General features: G+C 44.6%; 10 protein-coding genes. 9 read left to right on the top strand and 1 reads right to left on the bottom strand.

Annotated features, from left to right (window positions below; translation table 11 throughout):
- Positions 1–120: 120 nt before the first annotated feature.
- Positions 121–1,863: an ABC transporter ATP-binding protein gene (locus tag RYL27_RS02095; protein ID WP_314964904.1), complete on the bottom strand. Its 1,743-nt coding sequence runs from the start codon at positions 1,861–1,863 to the stop codon at positions 121–123.
- A gap of 395 nt (positions 1,864–2,258) precedes the next feature.
- On the opposite strand from RYL27_RS02095, the gene RYL27_RS02090 reads away from it, so the two are divergent.
- The 9 genes from RYL27_RS02090 to RYL27_RS02050 all read left to right on the top strand — a co-directional run bounded on the left by RYL27_RS02090 (position 2,259) and on the right by RYL27_RS02050 (position 17,301).
- Positions 2,259–3,947, top strand: a complete 1,689-nt coding sequence (locus RYL27_RS02090) for a phospho-sugar mutase (RefSeq protein ID WP_314964901.1) — start codon at positions 2,259–2,261, stop codon at positions 3,945–3,947.
- A 99-nt stretch (positions 3,948–4,046) separates the two neighbouring features.
- Positions 4,047–5,153 carry an acyltransferase family protein gene (locus RYL27_RS02085; RefSeq protein ID WP_314964899.1) on the top strand — a complete coding sequence of 369 codons (1,107 nt, stop codon included), beginning with the start codon at positions 4,047–4,049 and terminating at the stop codon, positions 5,151–5,153.
- Between the two features lie 220 nt (positions 5,154–5,373).
- Complete coding sequence (locus RYL27_RS02080) at positions 5,374–6,447, top strand: putative ABC transporter permease (protein WP_314964896.1); 1,074 nt, start codon at positions 5,374–5,376, stop codon at positions 6,445–6,447.
- A 162-nt stretch (positions 6,448–6,609) separates the two neighbouring features.
- A complete protein-coding gene (locus RYL27_RS02075; protein WP_314964894.1) occupies positions 6,610–7,857 on the top strand; it encodes a pyridoxal phosphate-dependent aminotransferase in 1,248 nt (415 codons plus the stop codon).
- Positions 7,858–8,397: 540 nt separating this feature from the next.
- A complete protein-coding gene (locus tag RYL27_RS02070; protein ID WP_314964892.1) occupies positions 8,398–8,751 on the top strand; it encodes a hypothetical protein in 354 nt (117 codons plus the stop codon).
- 516 nt (positions 8,752–9,267) lie between these two features.
- A complete protein-coding gene (locus RYL27_RS02065; protein WP_314964890.1) occupies positions 9,268–10,944 on the top strand; it encodes a hypothetical protein in 1,677 nt (558 codons plus the stop codon).
- 333 nt (positions 10,945–11,277) lie between these two features.
- Positions 11,278–14,004, top strand: coding sequence for an RICIN domain-containing protein (locus RYL27_RS02060; protein ID WP_314964888.1), 2,727 nt, complete (start codon positions 11,278–11,280; stop codon positions 14,002–14,004).
- A 123-nt stretch (positions 14,005–14,127) separates the two neighbouring features.
- Complete coding sequence (locus RYL27_RS02055; RefSeq protein ID WP_314964886.1) at positions 14,128–16,215, top strand: hypothetical protein; 2,088 nt, start codon at positions 14,128–14,130, stop codon at positions 16,213–16,215.
- 30 nt (positions 16,216–16,245) lie between these two features.
- Positions 16,246–17,301, top strand: coding sequence for a YARHG domain-containing protein (locus tag RYL27_RS02050; protein ID WP_314964885.1), 1,056 nt, complete (start codon positions 16,246–16,248; stop codon positions 17,299–17,301).
- Positions 17,302–17,319: the final 18 nt, after the last annotated feature.

The following is a 17,319-nucleotide window of genomic DNA, read 5'->3' as shown; positions in this document are numbered from 1 at the left end:
AGAGTAAGAGCATAACGGGCCCCATGTTGATGCAATAGGTAAGAAAGCAGTAGAGACTAGCTTTTTGCAGGTTTTTCGCGCCCTGCTCCGTAAGGGAGAACTGTTTTTTGAACCAATTCATCATTTGTTTATCCTCCAATCTTCCGTAGTTTGATACAGTTCCCAGAGCTTTTTATAGCGACTGTCTTTTTGTAAAAGCTCCTTACTGCTTCCCCGTTCCAGGATCTTTCCCTCTTCCAAAACCAGGATTTCATGCAGGCCCTGAATACTGGAAAGACGGTGGGCAATCATAATCACGGTTTTCCCTTGAATCAGATTCTTAAAGGCATTTTGCAGGGCATACTCCTGATCCGCGTCGATGGAGGCACTGGCTTCGTCCAGAATCACGATGGGAGCATTTTTCAAGATCGCTCTAGCAATGGCGATTCTTTGCTTTTCTCCGCCGGAGAGGTAAACGCCTTTTGCGCCGATTAAGGTATTTTCCTTCTCGGGAAAACGTTCCAGAATTTCCCTGCAACCCGCCAGTTCCAAAGCGTGATGAACTTCTTCCGGAGTAGCACCGGGTTTTCCTAACAGCACATTTTCATAAATCGTCTTATGAAAGAGCTTGCTGTCCTGGAAAACGAAGGAGATGGCCTTACAAAGGGCATTTTTGCTGTAGCTTTCAATGGGGAGATCCCCGATTCGAATTTGTCCTTTATCCGCTTTATAGAAGCCGGAGAAAAGCTTTGCAATGGTGGATTTTCCCGAACCGGAGTGCCCCACAAGGGCATAGCTTTTTCCTTCTTCCAAACGGAAGGAAAGCCCTTCTAAAACTTTCTTATCTCCGTAGGAGAAATCTACATTTTGGAACTCCATGCTGTAATTGGGAAAATTTTCTTCCTTACCGTATTGGAGGCTGTCTTCCTGCATTGCCTTGTAGAGCTTTTCCATTTCGTCGATGGCAAAGCTTGCGTTGAAAATGTACATGCCGGACCACATGATTTTCATGAAAGCCACCATGATGACGCCGTCCAAAAAGAAAATCATAATCAAATCGATGATCAGTTTTTCGGGTTGAGGTTCTTTTACCAGGAGAAAGGACAGGGGAATCGAAAGAATCGGAATTAAGCCTAAAAAGATCCATTGGTAGAGAACATAGGGCGTTTTACAGCTTAAACTGTATTCATAGGCGTATTTGGCATAGCTTTCAATGGCTTCTTTCATGGCTTTGAAGCTTTGCAAGCGGTTTCCGAAGAGCTTTACGACTTGAATACCCCGAACATACTCCACGGTTTCCCCGCTGAGATGGTTTAAGGATTCCTGATACAACTTCATAAATTGACTGCCGCCCATCATTTTCTGGAGGAAGAAGCCGCTAACGAGAACCAGAAGCAGGAGAATTACCCCTACCCGAAGACTCACAAAGAAGCCGAGAGCCAGGGTAAGGAGGGGCACAAGAAAGGCCTGAGCACTGTCCGGAATCATGTGGGCCACTGCCTGATGGGTTTTCTCCGCATTGCTGTCGATGGTTTTCCGAATATAGCCGGAGGAATGCAGGTCATAAAAACGAAATGAAGCGGACGCCAATCCTTCAATCCCTTTCTTCCGGAGATTCGTCTCCAGGCGGAAGGCAAAGATGTGGGATAAGACGCCGGAAAAGAGATAGCAAAGTCCTGCCAGGGTAAGGGCAAGAACAATTTTCAGACTCATGGCGTAGCTTTGCCCTTCATCTCGGAAAAGGATGAGATTTTCCAGAAAGAAGTAGAGGAGCATATAGGCGTAGACCAGAATCACTCCGGAAAGAAGGGAAGTCAGGATAGAAAGAATTCCCGGCACGATTTTTTCCGGAACGTAGTGAAATACTTTTTTGTAAACGTTCATGGAGGCCTCCTAAAGATGTTAGTAAGAACTATTAGTAAATACTATTGGCAGGTGCTTTTAGTAGAAACTATTAGTAGAAACTATATAAAATCATTAAATGATATGAAAATGTTCGTTATTATGATACATTAGTTAGCGTTAACTAACAATAGAAGAATGATTTTTTGTATACTGCTTTTTTATAAACAGTTTTTATGGAAGAATGAGAGATTTTTATAAAAAGATATTTTATGGAGAGACATCCTATGGAGAAAGATTTTAGGATACTATCATTTCTATACCTTTGGGCTATATCATTTGGCTCCATCATTTCTATACGATATTCTTGCCTCTTCTCCGTCTTCCATGGTAAAGTAGAGCAATAAAAAAAGCAGAATGCAGAAAGGACGAAGAAGATGCAGGATTATCAAAAAGAGTATCAGCGCTGGATGGCAGCGGAGTTAGAGGATTTTGATTTAAAGAGAGAGCTGCAATGCATTGCAGGGCAGGAGGAAGAAATCAAAGAGCATTTTGCAAGAGCTTTGGAGTTCGGTACCGCAGGAATCCGAGGAACGCTAGGAGCGGGCACCAACAGAATGAATCTTTTCGTGGTGCGTCAGGCTACAGAGGGCTTGGCCAGATACATATTAGAGGAGAAGTTGGAAAAGCTGGTAGCCATCAGCTATGACTCCCGTTTAAAGGGCTGGACTTTTGCCAAGGAAGCGGCGAAGGTTTTGGCGGCAAATGGCATTACCGTCCGGATGTATGATGCTTTGATGCCGGTGCCTGCGCTGTCCTTTGCTACCAGATACTATCATTGCAGTGCGGGCATTATGCTGACTGCTTCCCACAACCCTGCAGAGTACAACGGCTATAAGGCCTACGGCAGTGACGGATGCCAGATGACGGACGAAGCCGCAGGAAAGGTTTATAAAAAGATTCAGGAAACCGATGTGCTCACCGGCTATAAGACCATGGAGTTTGCCAAGGCGGTGGATGAAGGGCTGATTCGTTTTGTAGGGGAGGATTGCAAGGAAGCCTTCTATAAATATGTGCTGTCTCAGCAGGTACATCCGGGACTTTGCAAGGATGCAGGACTGACTCTGGTATATTCTCCCCTGAACGGAACCGGTTTAGAGCCGGTAACCCGCATTTTCAAGGAAATGGGAATCGAGGACGTCAGCATTGTGCCGGAACAGGAGTATCCTAACGGCTATTTCACCACCTGCCCCTACCCAAATCCTGAGATTTTCGCAGCTTTGGAGAAGGGACTTGCCTTGGCAAAGGAGAAAAATGCAGACCTGATGCTGGCCACAGACCCGGATGCAGACCGTGTGGGTATCGCCATGCGTTGTCAGGACGGAAGCTATGAGCTGGTGTCCGGAAATGAAATGGGGGTTTTACTCTTAGATTACATTGCGAAAGGCCGTAAGGAGGAAGGTACCCTTCCGGAAAGACCGGTGGCGGTAAAGTCTATTGTGAGTACCCCCCTTGCGGATAAGGTGGCAGAGTATTACGGCATCGAGCTTCGCCATACCCTTACCGGATTTAAGTGGATCGGAGAGCAGATCAAGCTTTTGGAGGAAAAGGGAGAGGAAAATCGCTTCATTTTCGGCTTCGAGGAAAGCTATGGCTACCTGTCCGGAACCGCAGTGCGGGATAAGGATGCGGTGGTAGCTTCCATGCTGATTTGCGAGATGGCAGCTTATTACCGGAAAAACGGCTCTTCCATTAAGGAGCGTTTGGAGCAGATTTATGCGCAACATGGATACTACTTGAACTCTGTGGACAGCTTCTCCTTCCCGGGGCTTTCCGGCATGGATAAGATGCAGGGCATTATGGATTCCTTAAGAAAGGACAGCCCTAAGGATTTTGCCGGCAGCAAGGTAAAGGAATGTGTGGATTATCTGGATACGGAGAAGACAGGGCTTCCTAAGGCAAATGTTTTGATTTACCACTTGGAGGATGGATCCAGCATTATTGTGCGCCCCTCCGGAACAGAGCCGAAGATTAAGGCTTACTACACCACCTTAGGAAAGAATAAGGAAGAGGCCAAGGCGGTAAAAGAGAAGTATGCAAAGGCGGTAGCACCGATTTTTGCTTAAAGGATAGAGCGGTATTCGGAATAGCAGAGAGAGCGGAGTAGTAGCACTGTAAATAGCAGTAACAAAAGCACTTATGTTCGCAGTAAAAGAAAGGACAGTATGGCAGGGGAGAGAGTTGAGGAATTGGACCGATACAAGGGCTTTTTAATCTTCCTTGTGGTGCTTGGACATTTTCTCCTGCCGATAAAAGATAGCGACATGGCGCTGTTTTCTCGGAGCTTTTACGGGATATACAGTTTTCATATGCCTGCCTTTATCTTCCTGTCCGGATATTTTTTCCAACAAAGCTTTGTAAAGAGAGGAAGAGCAGCTTCCTCTCTTTTTTCGAACTTACTGTATTATTTTCTCTGCTATTTTTTCTTAAAAACCTTGCTGTATCCCTTTGATGTTTTTTGCTACGGGGGGCAGGGGAGCTTTCCGGATTATCTCCATGAATCCTCTACTCCCTGGTATCTTTTGGGACTTTTCTTCTGGCAGTTCGCCTGCCTTCCTCTTTGCTTTTTCAAGAGAAACAAGGTCTATATCGGGAAGGGGGGAAATCCGGAGGATAGGACAGAAAAATACTATCTTCTCCTTCTGATTCTTCTTTCCTTGTTTGCAGGATATCTGGACCAAAACCGAAGACTGGTGGATTTCCTGGCGCTGGATCGAGTCTTCGGTTTTGCGCCCTTTTTCTATTTTGGAATGCTCACTTTCCAAAGCTCTTTTTCTTGGAAGAAAAAAAGAACAGACCTTGCCCTTATGGCCGGGGCTTGCTTTTTCTTCTTTCTCCTGTTTTTTCCCGCTTTAAAAAACTATACTCGCATTTTCTATGGAGTCTGGTACAGGAGGGTGAGTAAAGAGGAGATTCTTCCCTTTTTTCAAAGTTTTCCCATCCTGCTTCGCATTTTTTACATTCCATTTGCTTTGGGCATTTCCTATTTTTTCTATTGGATGCTATCTTTTCCCGGGAAAAGTCCTTTTCGGAAGACAATATTGGAAAAGCAGCTTTCTCTTTGGGGAAAGTATTCTTTGGTGATTTATCTGTTCCATCGCCCCTTCCGGGATTTGTTCTTGAAAATAGGAGGCTACAGCTATTTCCTACATCATGAGAGAGCTTTGTCGGTTCAGATTCTTTTCTTCCTGTTTTTGCTGGGATTTTCCGTGGCAGTTTGCGTTCTTTTGGGAAGGAAATCCCTCTACAGTCTTTGCAAGAAAAGATGGTAAATCTAAGATTTAGGATTAAATTCCGGCTTTCTAAGAGATTTCCATGCTCAAAGCTTGGATTATATAGCTTATGACATAAATCCCGAAACCTACACTTTTGCAGATAGCGCTTAAGAGCTGTATTTCAGAACATATATTTTGAAAAACGCCAAAAAACTCGACAATAATGAAAAACTGCGATAAAATAGCTAAAAATGATTTTTAGAGCAAGGGAGTTTTTATGAGAGGATACACAATTTTACAGTGGCTGACCTTCTTTATGCTGTACTGCATCCTGGGTTGGTGCTTCGAGTCTTCTTACTGCTCTCTGAAATCCGGCCATTTACAGAATAGAGGATTTTGCCATGGACCTTGGATTCCCTTGTACGGTGTGGGATCCTGCCTTTTGGTCTTCTTCGCTCATGGACATGAGGGGCATCTCCTCTATCTTTTTTTGCTTGGATTTTTTGGCGGAACGAGCTTGGAACTGATTACCGGTCTTTTGATGAATCATATCTTTCATATGCGCTGGTGGGATTATTCTCAGAATCCTTTGAATTTTCGCGGTTACATCTGCTTCTTTGCGTCTATAGGCTGGGGAGTGATGGCGATTTTTTTAATGCAGGTGGTGCACAAATTTGTTTCCTCCATTCCGGCGGATTGGAGCTATCTCACCTTTGTGATTATTGACACCATGCTCTATACCCTGTTCATTGAAGACGTGGTATTCTCCGTCATCGCGGCTCTGGAGCTTCGGGAGCGTCTGGGAAGACTGGCGAGAAATTCCGAGGAAATACAGAACCTGCGGCGCTCCATCGGAGAGCTTTATGACCGTATCGGCGAAGCCAAGCAGGAATGGGAGCAGGGAGCGGAAGAGCTTAGAGCCGTACAGCAAAATGAAGGCAATGTGGCTGCCATGAAATATGTGATGGAGTCCGGAATGTCTTTAGCCAAAAATACGGTGAGTCAGGCGGCCAGCAGTACCATCGGGACGGCAAGCCTGGCGGCGGATACCGCCAAAGGCGCCGTGGGGCAGGCAGCCAGCAGTGTGAAGGAATCTGCCGGGAACTTAAAAGAATCCGCCGGCGCTCTTCTTAGAAGCTTGCTAAAGGATAAGGAGAGAATGGAGGAGGAGCTTGCGGTTTTGGAAGACGGCGGTAATGCGGAAAGCGGAAAGATGCATTGGTGGACCAAAACCATGCTTCGAAACAACCCGGATGCAGTTTCCGAGGAAGAAAGCTTTAAGGCCTTAAAGGAAGCGGCAATGAAAAGGCAAAAGAAGGAGAGCCAGGCAGGAACAAAGTCAAAGAAATAAATAGAAGTAAAAAATCCAAGAATTATCGTTAGAATAAGCAAGTAAAAGCGAACATGCAACAAAGTAGTAAGCAATAAGTCAAAAGCAATAAGGCAAAAGAAGTATTGCAAAGCAAATCAAGAAACGCAGTAAAGAAAAAGAGCATGCTCTTTGGGAGGTATTATGGCACTGGCAAAGACGATGGAACCCCTTTTACAAGGAAATTCCGCCATTCGAAAGATGTTTGAACTGGGACAGGAAATGGCCGAGAAGTACGGCAAGGAAAATGTCTATGATTTTAGTCTGGGAAATCCTGTGGCTCCTGTGCCCTACGAAGTGAAAAATGCCATTATCAGCCTTTTGGAAAATCAGGATCCCCACGAGATTCACGGCTATATGAAAAATGCCGGCTATGATGAGGTACGGGAACAGATTGCACGGCATCTGACAAGACGTTTTGAACTGCCCTATGAGAAGGAGCAGATTCTTCTTTGTGCCGGAGCGGCAGGAGGCTTAAATATTTTGATGCGTTGTCTTCTGGACGAAGAGGATGAGGTGCTTTGCTTTGCCCCCTATTTTACGGAGTACAATGCTTACGTTTCCCACTACAAGGGAAAGCTTACCGTGGTACCGGTGAAGGAAGATAATTTTTCCCTGGATATCGGCATGGCAGACCGGCTGATTCGCAGAAAAACCAAGGCGGTAATTTTAAACAATCCCAACAACCCCAGCGGTGTGGTGTATAAGGAAGAAGAGCTGAAGGCCTTGGCGGAGATGCTGAGAGAGGCGGAGGAAAGGGTTGGACACCCCATTTACCTGATTTGCGATGAGCCCTATCGGGAGCTGGTTTATGACGACAGAACCGTGCCCTATATGCCCGGTCTTTATCACAACAGCATTTACCTCTATTCTTTCTCCAAAACCCTTTCCATCCCGGGAGAGAGAATCGGCTATCTGGCTATAGGAAAAGACGTGGAAGACGGAGAAAAGCTGATGCGGGCTGCCACGATTGCCGGCAGAACCCTGGGCTTTGTGAATGCCCCGTCTCTCTTCCAAAAGGTAATTTCCGAATGTCTGGAAGTGAAGGTGGATGTGGGATTTTATGACAGAAATCGTCGCCTTCTGTATACGGAGCTTACGGAAATGGGATTTTCCTGTCTGCCGCCGGAGGGAGCTTTTTATCTTCTCATGAAATCCCCCTTGGAGGATACGGAGGCATTCCAGAAGATGGCGGAGGAAGAGCATATCATTATGGTGCCCACGGACGGCTTCGGCTTACCCGGCTATTTTCGCCTGTCCTACTGTATTCCCTTTGAAACCATTGAAAGCTCCCTACCGGCTTTTCGGGCTTTGTGGGAGAAGGTGAAGCATCGGCAGGAGACGGATGCAGAGCAAAAAGATAGCGATGTAAAAAATCAAAAAATTTTATAAGCAATATAGGTCTGAATTGGGGGCACGATTTCACTAGCCTCGCCTCTGCGAAGGGAAGGACTGTATTCATTGATGAGGCTCGCTCCGATGCAGTATAGGCATGAAATCGAGCACGCTCCCGCTAACCTCGCCCTGCAGCGGTACTAAGCGAAAAACTACAGTACCTTTGTTTTTCGCAAGTACCGGCGGGCTCAGATTGCTCTCTTTCATGCCTATACTGCATCTGTCGCTTTAGCTTTTTAATTTCTACAGTCCTTCACTTCGCCGGTCTTTCGCAAGTATTGGGATTATCCTCAATTCTGAACTATATTGCCGAAAAATTCTTTATATTTTGATTTTTTACATCGACTTTTTGTCGCTTAATAGAAATGTAAGATGAAAAGAAATAGTTAGCATTATATAATCCTTCTAAAGATATTCTTTCAAAACACTGATTTATTTTCACTGTGTAAGGTTTTCCAAAAGAGCTTTGCGGAGCAATGGAAAATGAACTTTGAAAGTAAAGATAGCCGTGAAAGGCTATTAATGAAAGGAGGAGGTATGAAGCTTAGTGTTTGGGATTTTTTAAGCATCGGGGTGGCTGTAGCTTTCTTTATTGTTTATCTGATTAGTAAAGAGCAGGCTACAAAAGATTTCTGCAGTACCATGATTTTTGGCCTAGGCGCAGCTGCTCAGCTGGAAAGAAGGATGAAGGACGAAAAAACATCTTTAAAGGATAACAGAGTCTATCAGTTTTCCTTTGCTCTAGTTTTTCTATCTTATGGAGCCTGTATTTTAAACTACTTCGTTTTTCATACCAACCTTATCAATGGAATATGTCTGATTCTATATATCGGCATCATGCTTTTTAATCTCGTTCTTCCGAACAAAAAGAGACAAAGCTTAGTTTCCTAGAAAAGACGGATAGAGCCTCAAGCTAATAGGAATTGCGTGTAAAGGGCGTCGGGTATCGAAATTAAGCGGTAATAAGTTTGAAAATAAGCAGAAAAGAAAAACGGCTGTGATTTCTCACAGCCGCTTTCTTTTTTTTGAAGGGGGGACTCCGAAACCATATTTTCAGGAGAAGGTCCCGGAGTTGAGTATGAAAAGCTTTTTTTCTTCAGTTACATTTCTGTAACTGTGTATAGGATACAAGAAAACTGTGAGCAAAATATGTTTTCAGCCTTAAAGAATCCTAAAGAAAATAAAGAAAAAGAGAAGGAATGAAACAAAATTCTTACCGTGAAAGGGGGAAAATCTTCATAGGATATTGACAACATACGAGTATTTCTTAAGATATTATATATACAAATTGTTGAGCTGCCATAAGAGGCACTAAAGAGTGGATTCCCGAGGCAGGACTAAGAATACGCAGTATAAGAAAATAAGCTTGAAATTGCAATGATTTTTCCCTGAAGGAGTTTTTGGGTTATGAGGAGCGTCTGCCAAGGAGATATTTTCCGCTATATAAACGAAGAATTACGGGTGACCCAAAAGGCCATGTGTTCTATTTTTAATAAGGTTCGTGAAGGAAATATGACCGAGACTCGAATCAGCGAAATCAAACAGGGTAAGCGGAAAGGGTATCGCGGATTAAAAACTGCGGCGTCTCTTTGCTTTACAGAGTGCTTTCAACAACAGGATGCAGCCTATACCCTTCGAAATTTGCGTCAGTTTTTGAAAAGGGAAGAGCTTAGCTTTCCCGGTTCTGAAAATGAAGATGAGGACTTGGAAAGCTATGCCCTTCGCTTTTTAGAGTATGGGCTGGACAACTGCATGTGCCCCGGGGAGATTACGGAGGAAAATGCTGTCGAAGAGGCATCTATGGATGCATCAGTGGATAGGGTTATCGAGCCTCCTGTGAATATTCCTACGAATATTCCGATGGATTCTTCCATGAATTCTTCCATAAATTCTTCCATGCATTCCCCCACAGATATGTCCATTGGTATGCCCATAGATATGCTCTTAAGTCAATCTCGACAAACTAAGCGGAAAACAGAGCAGCCCATCCCCCTTCTCCCGGAGCCCCGAGGAGCGGACTTTACGGCAGAGAACCCCTTGGGGAAGAAAATCTTGGATAATAGAAATTGCTTTTTCTTTACCGTAGGTGTGATTGCCTTGGTGTTCTTCATAATGCATTTAGGGAAAATGAATACCCTGGATATATTTTTGCAGTGCATCCGGCTTTCTCCCCTCGCTTTTTTTGCTTTGAGTTTTATGCTGGCAGTTTCTCCCTTCTTTTTGGGACTGGTGGATACGACAATAGCGGTATTTTTTTATTGTCAAAGGAACCCCGCAGTGGAGGTTAAGCTGAAAGAAATTCCCTACATTGCAAAATACGGAGATAGCCGGAGAGTGATTCCCGGAATGGGGCGCTATGACCTGTCTCCCAAGTTAATTATTTACTCTTTAGGTTGCAACTTATTCGGGGCCTTTTCCTCTATGGCATTTTACATTTTCCTACGAAGCATTCCGGACTTTGCAAGCTATGTGGGAAAGGGACACTTTGTCCCCGTGGCCAACATTTCCCTGGCCTTTAATATGCTGGTAACCTTTGTGCACAGCTTTTTTCTCTTTACCAGGGAGCCCATGCATACATTTTGCGCCAGCGAGGAGAATCCGGATACCAAGAAAATGGATCGTTTGCATGTGATTGCCAACAGCTTTCATATGATATTCAATATGACCTTTAATGCGATAGGAATCCTCCTGGTTTTGGTTTACGGCTATATGCACGGAGGAGAGGGGACGTTACTTTTATCCCCGGGTTTCGCCGTAGCGCTCTTTTTCATCTACGGCTTCCTGTGGTTTTCCTCCTGTTCTCCCTTTGCCGTGGAGTTCAATGCGGAATGCGCCGGTTCCTTTATCATTATTTTTCCCATCGTTTTCGTGCTAAGCACCCTCTATGCCATTCTTTGCTTTAAAGCGGGACCGGGCACCTTTTTGGTACACGGGGTAAATGTTGTTGTGCTGGTGGTATGGTTGCTTTCTTTCCTGAAAGATCGGGTTCGCAGCATTTTCCCTCTTATGCGAATGCATAGAGCCTACTTTCTTCTCTATGCTTTACTGATTTTTTTCTTTTTCTTACTGGCGGCACATCTATAAAAGATACTTTAAAAGAGTTTTGAAAATGTCTATGGCGCAGATTTTGGAAAATGAATTTTCCGGAATTTGCGCCTGTTTTTGCGCCTTTTTTCCACTTACACCAAACTTACACCCCCTGTAAGTGTAAGAAAAGGGAAGTGTATTCCTGCGAATTTTTTGCTAGAACCAAAGCAACACCAGCGAGTAGATTCTCCGAGGCATACCGGTAGGCTGGCCTTGCGACCAAAGTTCATCCGTCAGGATGTAGTTTATCTAGGATGTGCTGATGGCTTGAACACTACTACGTGAATAGGAAAAACGCTTGTTTTCAAATGCAGGATAAGGAGGTTATGCATGAGAAGAAGACAGAAACAAATCCTTGCCTTTTTTGTTTCCTTGGCTATGGTAGGAAGCGCTACTGTTCCGGCGTATGCGGAGCAGAAAAATGCAGCATCTGAAACCATTGTGAAGGAAACAACCGAGACAAAGTCGGCGGAAGAAAGTGCGGCATACTCAGCCGACTCTTTGGAAAAGAAAGAGGGAAAGGCAGAAGGCGCCAAAGAAGCACAAGTGCCGGAAGAAACAAAGCAAGCATCAGAAGGAAAAGAAGAAGTAAAAGGAAAGGAAGAAGCGGAAGACAAAGAAATTTCGAGAAAGGGAGTAGAGAATGAAGTAAAGGAAAAAGAAGTAGCAGAAGGATCTGTAGCAAAAGAAGAAAATACCTATTCCATCGTGGATCTGAGCAAGCTGAAAAGCGGCTTTAAGGAGACGGAAGAGGAAGGCATTGAAGAAGCTCCCGTAGCAGAGACCGCGTCTTTGTTCGGATATTCCGGGTTTAGGTCGGTGGGATATGTGCCGAGGACGACAAATCCGGGAACAGGGGGTAGATTCTATGGCTATGACAATCCCTTTCCGGAACCGGGATGGAATTGTACATGGTATGCCTTTGGCAGAGCTTATGAGATTCTTGGATACAAGCCTAATTTTTATGGTAATGCAAGAGACTGGTGGGGAAACAATCAAAGAACAAAGACTTTTCCTACCGGAAGTGAACCACGTCCAGGAGCGATTGCTTGTTGGTGGGGAAATAGTGTCTATATCTATGGCCATGTTGCCGTGGTAGAAAAGGTAGAAAATGGCGTGGTATATACTTCAAGTTCCAGCTATGGTACTGCCGGTAAAGGGTCCAGATGGTCATATAGCTTCCGGTATGACAGAATGGAAAATGTACCCGGCTTCCAAGGTTATATCTATCTCTATAATCAGCCTACACCACCACCCAAGCCGGATCACTTACCTCTCCCGGTAAATGGCAGTGACGATGATATTGCCGATGGCGATTATCTGATTACTTCATTATTATCGGAAGGAAGATGTCTTGCTTATGGCGGGAATGGTCAGAGCGGGCAAAATGTTTTCCTTAGAGATTATTACACTTGGGGAGATACGCCTTATTATTGGCATTTGGAAAGACAGTCGGAGGATGATAGCTTCATTATTCGCTCTAAGGGGGGAACGATTTTAGATGTGAATGGAGGTCCCGGAGCAGCGGGTAACGGACCGAATATTCAGGTATGGAATGAAACAGGAACCAATGCTAATCAACGTTTTTATATTGTAAAGAGCGATGATGGAAACGGCTATCAGCTTATTCCAAAGTGTTCCGGATTTAGAGTGGATGTGGATAATGCAGGAATAACAGATGGCACGAATGTTCGACAATATGAACCGAACGGATCTTATGCTCAGCGTTTTAATCTGGTGAAATATAATAAACCAAAGGTGAATGAAAAGAGTGCTTCGGAAGTAAAGAGTGCAGGCTATGTGCTCCGCTCCAAGCTTTCACCGGATAAAGCGGTAGTTGTGGAAAAAGGCAATCCCACAAAGTTGGGAACCAACGTACTTCTTTGGGATTACAACAAGACAACGCCGGATGCTACGGCAGTTTGGAACTTGGAAAAGCAGGCTGATGGTAGCTTTTTGGTAAAGAATCAGTACAATAATCAGTACTTGGACGTGGTGGCAGATGGTCTTAGTGACCGTGTCAACATTTTAACCTGGGAGAAGCATGGTAAGCCCAGTGAACAATGGTATGTGGTGGCCAATGGAGACGGAACCTATCGTTTTGTGAATAAGGGCTCCGGAAAAGTGGTGGACATTACCGGCGGTTTGACGGCTAATGGTACCAATGTTCAGCAGTATCTTTGGCACGGACATGACGCGCAAAGATTCTACTTGGACAGATACCCTGCGGCAGTGTATTATAATGTTATATTTAAGGGGATGAACGGAGAAAACTTATCTACCCAGCGAGTAGAAAAAGGAGAAAATGCAAGCTATCCTTCAGCACCTCTTGTGCAGGGCTATGAATTTACCGGCTGGGATAAGGATGCAAGAAATGTGCAGGGAAATATAACTATTACGGCGCAGTATAAAAAGAAGGCACAAACCGGTGGCAATAGTGGCAGTTCTTCAAGCGGCTCCTCCGGTAGCACTTCCGGTGGTTCCTCAGGCGGAGGTAGCAGTTCCGGCAGTAGTAAGCCTTCAGGCGGAGGAAGTGGATCTTCCGGTGGCGGAAGCAGTTTCTCCGGCAGTTCCTCCGGTAGCGGTTCTTCCGGCGGCGGTGGAGGTGGCGGAAGCTCCTCCGGTGGCTTCGGAAAGCCCAGCGTTAGCGGTGGAAATGTAGGACAGGTTCTGGGTGTTGAGCGTTCTTTAGCAGGCGGACAATGGATGCAGGACGGAACCGGCTGGTGGTATAAAAAAGCAGACGGAAGCTATCCCAAGAACAACTGGGGAAATGAAGATTACAATGGTAAGACCTATTGGTATTACTTCCTGGATTCCGGCTATATGGCAACAGGATGGATAGAGTTAAACGGTAGCAAATACTATCTCTTCCCAACTTCCGACGGTTGGAAAGGAAGAATGGTAACAGGCTGGCAGTGGATTGACGGCTATTGTTACTATTTGGAAGAAGGAGGAGCAAACCAGGGAAGACTTTATCGTAATGAACAAAAAGACGGTTATCAATTAGATAGTGAAGGTCGGTGGACTGTAAATGGAAAGCCGGTAAAGAGATAAGATTTACCGGGGAACTGATACCGGCGGTGGCTTTTTTGCTACCGCTGGTATTGTGGTAAAAAGATAGAGTAAAACTTAAAGCTTCAAAGAAGCCGATTTACTCGGAATTAGAGGGGGAAAATGATGAACTCTTCCAATTTATCAAATGAGCAACGAGAAAGGGGTGGAGCCACCGAGACTTCTCGTTACAAACTCATGCAGTATTTGCCATTTTTCGTGTTGTTTATGGCGATATTGCTTCTTTTTCTCATGTTCTTACAGAGAAAGTCTAATGCCGTAGGGAAAGAGGAAGCATTTTCTTCGGATTATAGTAGAGCCTATGGTTCCTATCTTGCCCACTTGGAAGAAAAGGAGGAGGCCATTTCTTCGTATGTTTGGCAGTACAGCGGACAGTATACAGAGGATGCAGGGGAAGAAGCAGAGCAGAAAGAGGGGAAAACAGTCTTGCTTTGGGATATTTTCGGTGACGATACCCCGGAGCTACTTTACATAGAGGGAAACAGCGGTAAGGAAGACGGCAGGGTAAGTCAGGCAGATTTACAGGTGTACAGCTTTACAGGGGGAAGACTTGAGCCCCTTTGCACCATGGACAGTCTGGATGTTTTCGCAGGTGGCGGTGTGAACTATACCCTGTTTCAAATTCAAGGAGAAAAAACGCTTTATCTCTATCGGGAAGAATATGACGAGCAAATGCTGGAGCGGCTTTACCGTTTGAATAACGGCAGTCTTCCCCTAAGCTTTGAGGAAATTGCCAGCCACTCCTATGAAGCCTTTGGCGGTGAAGACGTGGGAGAAAATGCAGGGGGAACTGCTGAAGAAGGCAGTGCAGATATTAAGAAAGAAAACTCTGAAGAAAATAAAGCGGAAAGTCCGGAAAACAATTCCGGTCAGTTTATACTGCATGGCAAAGAAGTCAAGGAACAGGAATACTTGAAGCTTTGGGAAGGACTGAAAAAGAGCAAGTCCCATATCCTTCTCAGCAACGGGAAAAACAGCAAGTTTGAGGATGTTCAGGATACCGTGGATGAGTCTCAGAAGCCTGAAAATCAGCCTGAGAAATCTACTGCTTCCTCAGAAAATACTGCAAAAGAACAGAAGAACAGCATAAATCAAGCTGTGACTGCTTCTGTAAAAAATATAGCCTTATCCTATAACGAAGCTCTGTTCTTCCTGCAAGGACAGATTTTAAAGGAAGGGGATGATTCCGACATTCTTCTGGAAAGTCTTCCGGATTCTCTATTGCTTAGCATTTTAGAAAATTTGGAGCAGGGAAGCCCATCCACCGGAGAAGTAAAAAATATGGAAATCCTTTCCGTGAAAAAGGAGGCACTGGCTTATCGCATTCTACTCAAATTTATCAGCGAAAGCTTTCCGGAAGAGCAATATCGCTCCTGCCTTGTATCGGAAAATGCAGGAGGGCAGGGATTGACTTTCACTGTTCAAAACATGGCGGAAGCAAGTGCGGAAGAAAAGAGCAAGATGGAAAGTATGGCTCAGGCACTGCAAGAGGAAGTAGCCGAACAGGCGGGAGAAGGAACTGAAGCAAATGGAGGTGGACAGGCCATAGAGAGCGCTCCACAGACAGAAGCTGTACCCGCAGAAACGGAAGCCCCGGCAACACCGGCAGCAACAGAAGCGGTGAATAACGCAAGTACCAATAAGGGAACGTGGAAAGAGCAGTTCTATGAGTTTGTAAAGAATGAACGTTACCGTAATGATGTGGATATATTTGATTGGGCTAGTGCGATTATTGCTTTATATGACATTACCAATGACGGAGTTCCGGAATTACTGGTTGGTAACCAGAATGGATCCAGCTATAGCGCTACTTGCTTTTATAGAGCGACGGAAAATGGTGTACGAAAAATAGAAGGGAATATGAGTGTTTATTCCGGTACAGCTTATGCCGGATATAGTAAGAATAGAAACTATCCCGGTTTATTTGGAGGTTTATGGTTCCGTGGAAATGCTGACGATTATGAAACAGGACTGAATCGTATGTATTATTACTACTATAATGGCTCAAAAATTGATTCAATAGAAATAGCTACTTATACGTATACTGACGATGATGTAAGGCATGATGAACCGGTTACCACGGATGCCGCTTTGTATGCTGCTTACTTGGATAAAGGATATATTGATTATATTCCTGCCCCGGATGCGTTAAAGATGGGCTGGGATAATTTCGTGAAAAAATATCCCTATTAAAGTGCTTTTCATGGAAAGAAGGAGTGCCTTATGACGGAACAATTCAATGAAAATAAAAATATCGAAAACGCTTCTCCTGAAGAAGAGCAGATTTTCCCCGAAGCTTCATCCCCAAAAGTTGAACCGAGTAATACCGAAACTAAACCGGGACAGTATATACCAGGGCTGGTAATTTTTGCTTTAGCAGTGATAGCAGGAGGTGGATTTCTACTACTTCGTCCGAAAAATAATGGGATTGATTTAAACGCTTACCTAAAAATTCAATCCGTAGGAGCTGATGGGCAGGGAACTTTAGAGGCTGAAATTGATTGGGATGCTCTCTTGGAAAAAGAGAAGGAGAACATTCGCTACTCCAAAGAAGCGGAGGAAGGCTTTCTTCCCCTTCTTTATCCTGGGGCCGTTGACTATGCCAAAAATATCATTATGCTACCGGATTTTAGCCAAACTACGGATTTGAAAAATGGAGATACGGTACAGTATCGTTGGGATTTTTCAGAAGAAAGTGTAAAGAATTTAGCTATTCCCCTTTCTCTTAAAGGCGGAAGCTATAAAGTATCCGGCTTAACAAAAGAGGATGAAAAGAAAGCTTCTGATGCTACAGACCCAAATAAAGAAAAAGGTTCAGAGCAAGTTTCATTGGCAGAAAATGAGAAGGAAAGCAATATGGAGCAGTCAACTGTTTCTATGGAAATGCAGGCTGATGCAAACACTCAGGCCGATGCCAATGCTCAGCCCGGTGCCAACGTACAGTCCGGTGCAGAGGGAGGCAATGCAGCTGTGCAAAATCCTGCTACAGGAGAATACCTTTATGCAGAAAGTGCAAGTCGTTTGTTGAGTACTGCGGATGTGTCAAATTTCCAAGCCCGATATCCGAACAGCATGTTCCCCGGAGAGAGAAGCATCACCCAAATGATTATCAATGAAATGTATGCCCGGCACGGTTACATTTTCAAAGACCAGGCTCTAACGGATTATTTTGCGCAGAAGAGTTGGTATATCCCTAGGACTGCCGATATGGAAGAAATCTACCCTGTCATGAATGCTGTGGAACAGGCAAATGTTACGCTTCTTAGAACATACTCTTAAATAGAGAAAATGGAGGGG

This window comes from Oribacterium sinus (genome assembly GCF_963537195.1).
GTDB classification, from domain to species: domain Bacteria; phylum Bacillota; class Clostridia; order Lachnospirales; family Lachnospiraceae; genus Oribacterium; species Oribacterium sinus_A.
The sequence above is the reverse complement of the archived record's forward strand: the minus strand, read 5'-3'. Positions and strand labels throughout refer to the sequence as shown.

Bases quoted from the DNA above. Each gene is read 5' to 3' on its own strand.
- RYL27_RS02050 (WP_314964885.1), top strand. From the start codon at position 16,246: ATGACGGAACAATTCAATGAAAATAAAAATATCGAAAACGCTTCTCCT.
- RYL27_RS02065 (WP_314964890.1), top strand. From the start codon at position 9,268: ATGAGGAGCGTCTGCCAAGGAGATATTTTCCGCTATATAAACGAAGAA.
- RYL27_RS02075 (WP_314964894.1), top strand. From the start codon at position 6,610: ATGGCACTGGCAAAGACGATGGAACCCCTTTTACAAGGAAATTCCGCC.
- RYL27_RS02070 (WP_314964892.1), top strand. From the start codon at position 8,398: ATGAAGCTTAGTGTTTGGGATTTTTTAAGCATCGGGGTGGCTGTAGCT.
- RYL27_RS02080 (WP_314964896.1), top strand. From the start codon at position 5,374: ATGAGAGGATACACAATTTTACAGTGGCTGACCTTCTTTATGCTGTAC.
- RYL27_RS02095 (WP_314964904.1), bottom strand. From the start codon at position 1,863: ATGAACGTTTACAAAAAAGTATTTCACTACGTTCCGGAAAAAATCGTG.
- RYL27_RS02055 (WP_314964886.1), top strand. From the start codon at position 14,128: ATGAACTCTTCCAATTTATCAAATGAGCAACGAGAAAGGGGTGGAGCC.
- RYL27_RS02060 (WP_314964888.1), top strand. From the start codon at position 11,278: ATGAGAAGAAGACAGAAACAAATCCTTGCCTTTTTTGTTTCCTTGGCT.
- RYL27_RS02090 (WP_314964901.1), top strand. From the start codon at position 2,259: ATGCAGGATTATCAAAAAGAGTATCAGCGCTGGATGGCAGCGGAGTTA.
- RYL27_RS02085 (WP_314964899.1), top strand. From the start codon at position 4,047: ATGGCAGGGGAGAGAGTTGAGGAATTGGACCGATACAAGGGCTTTTTA.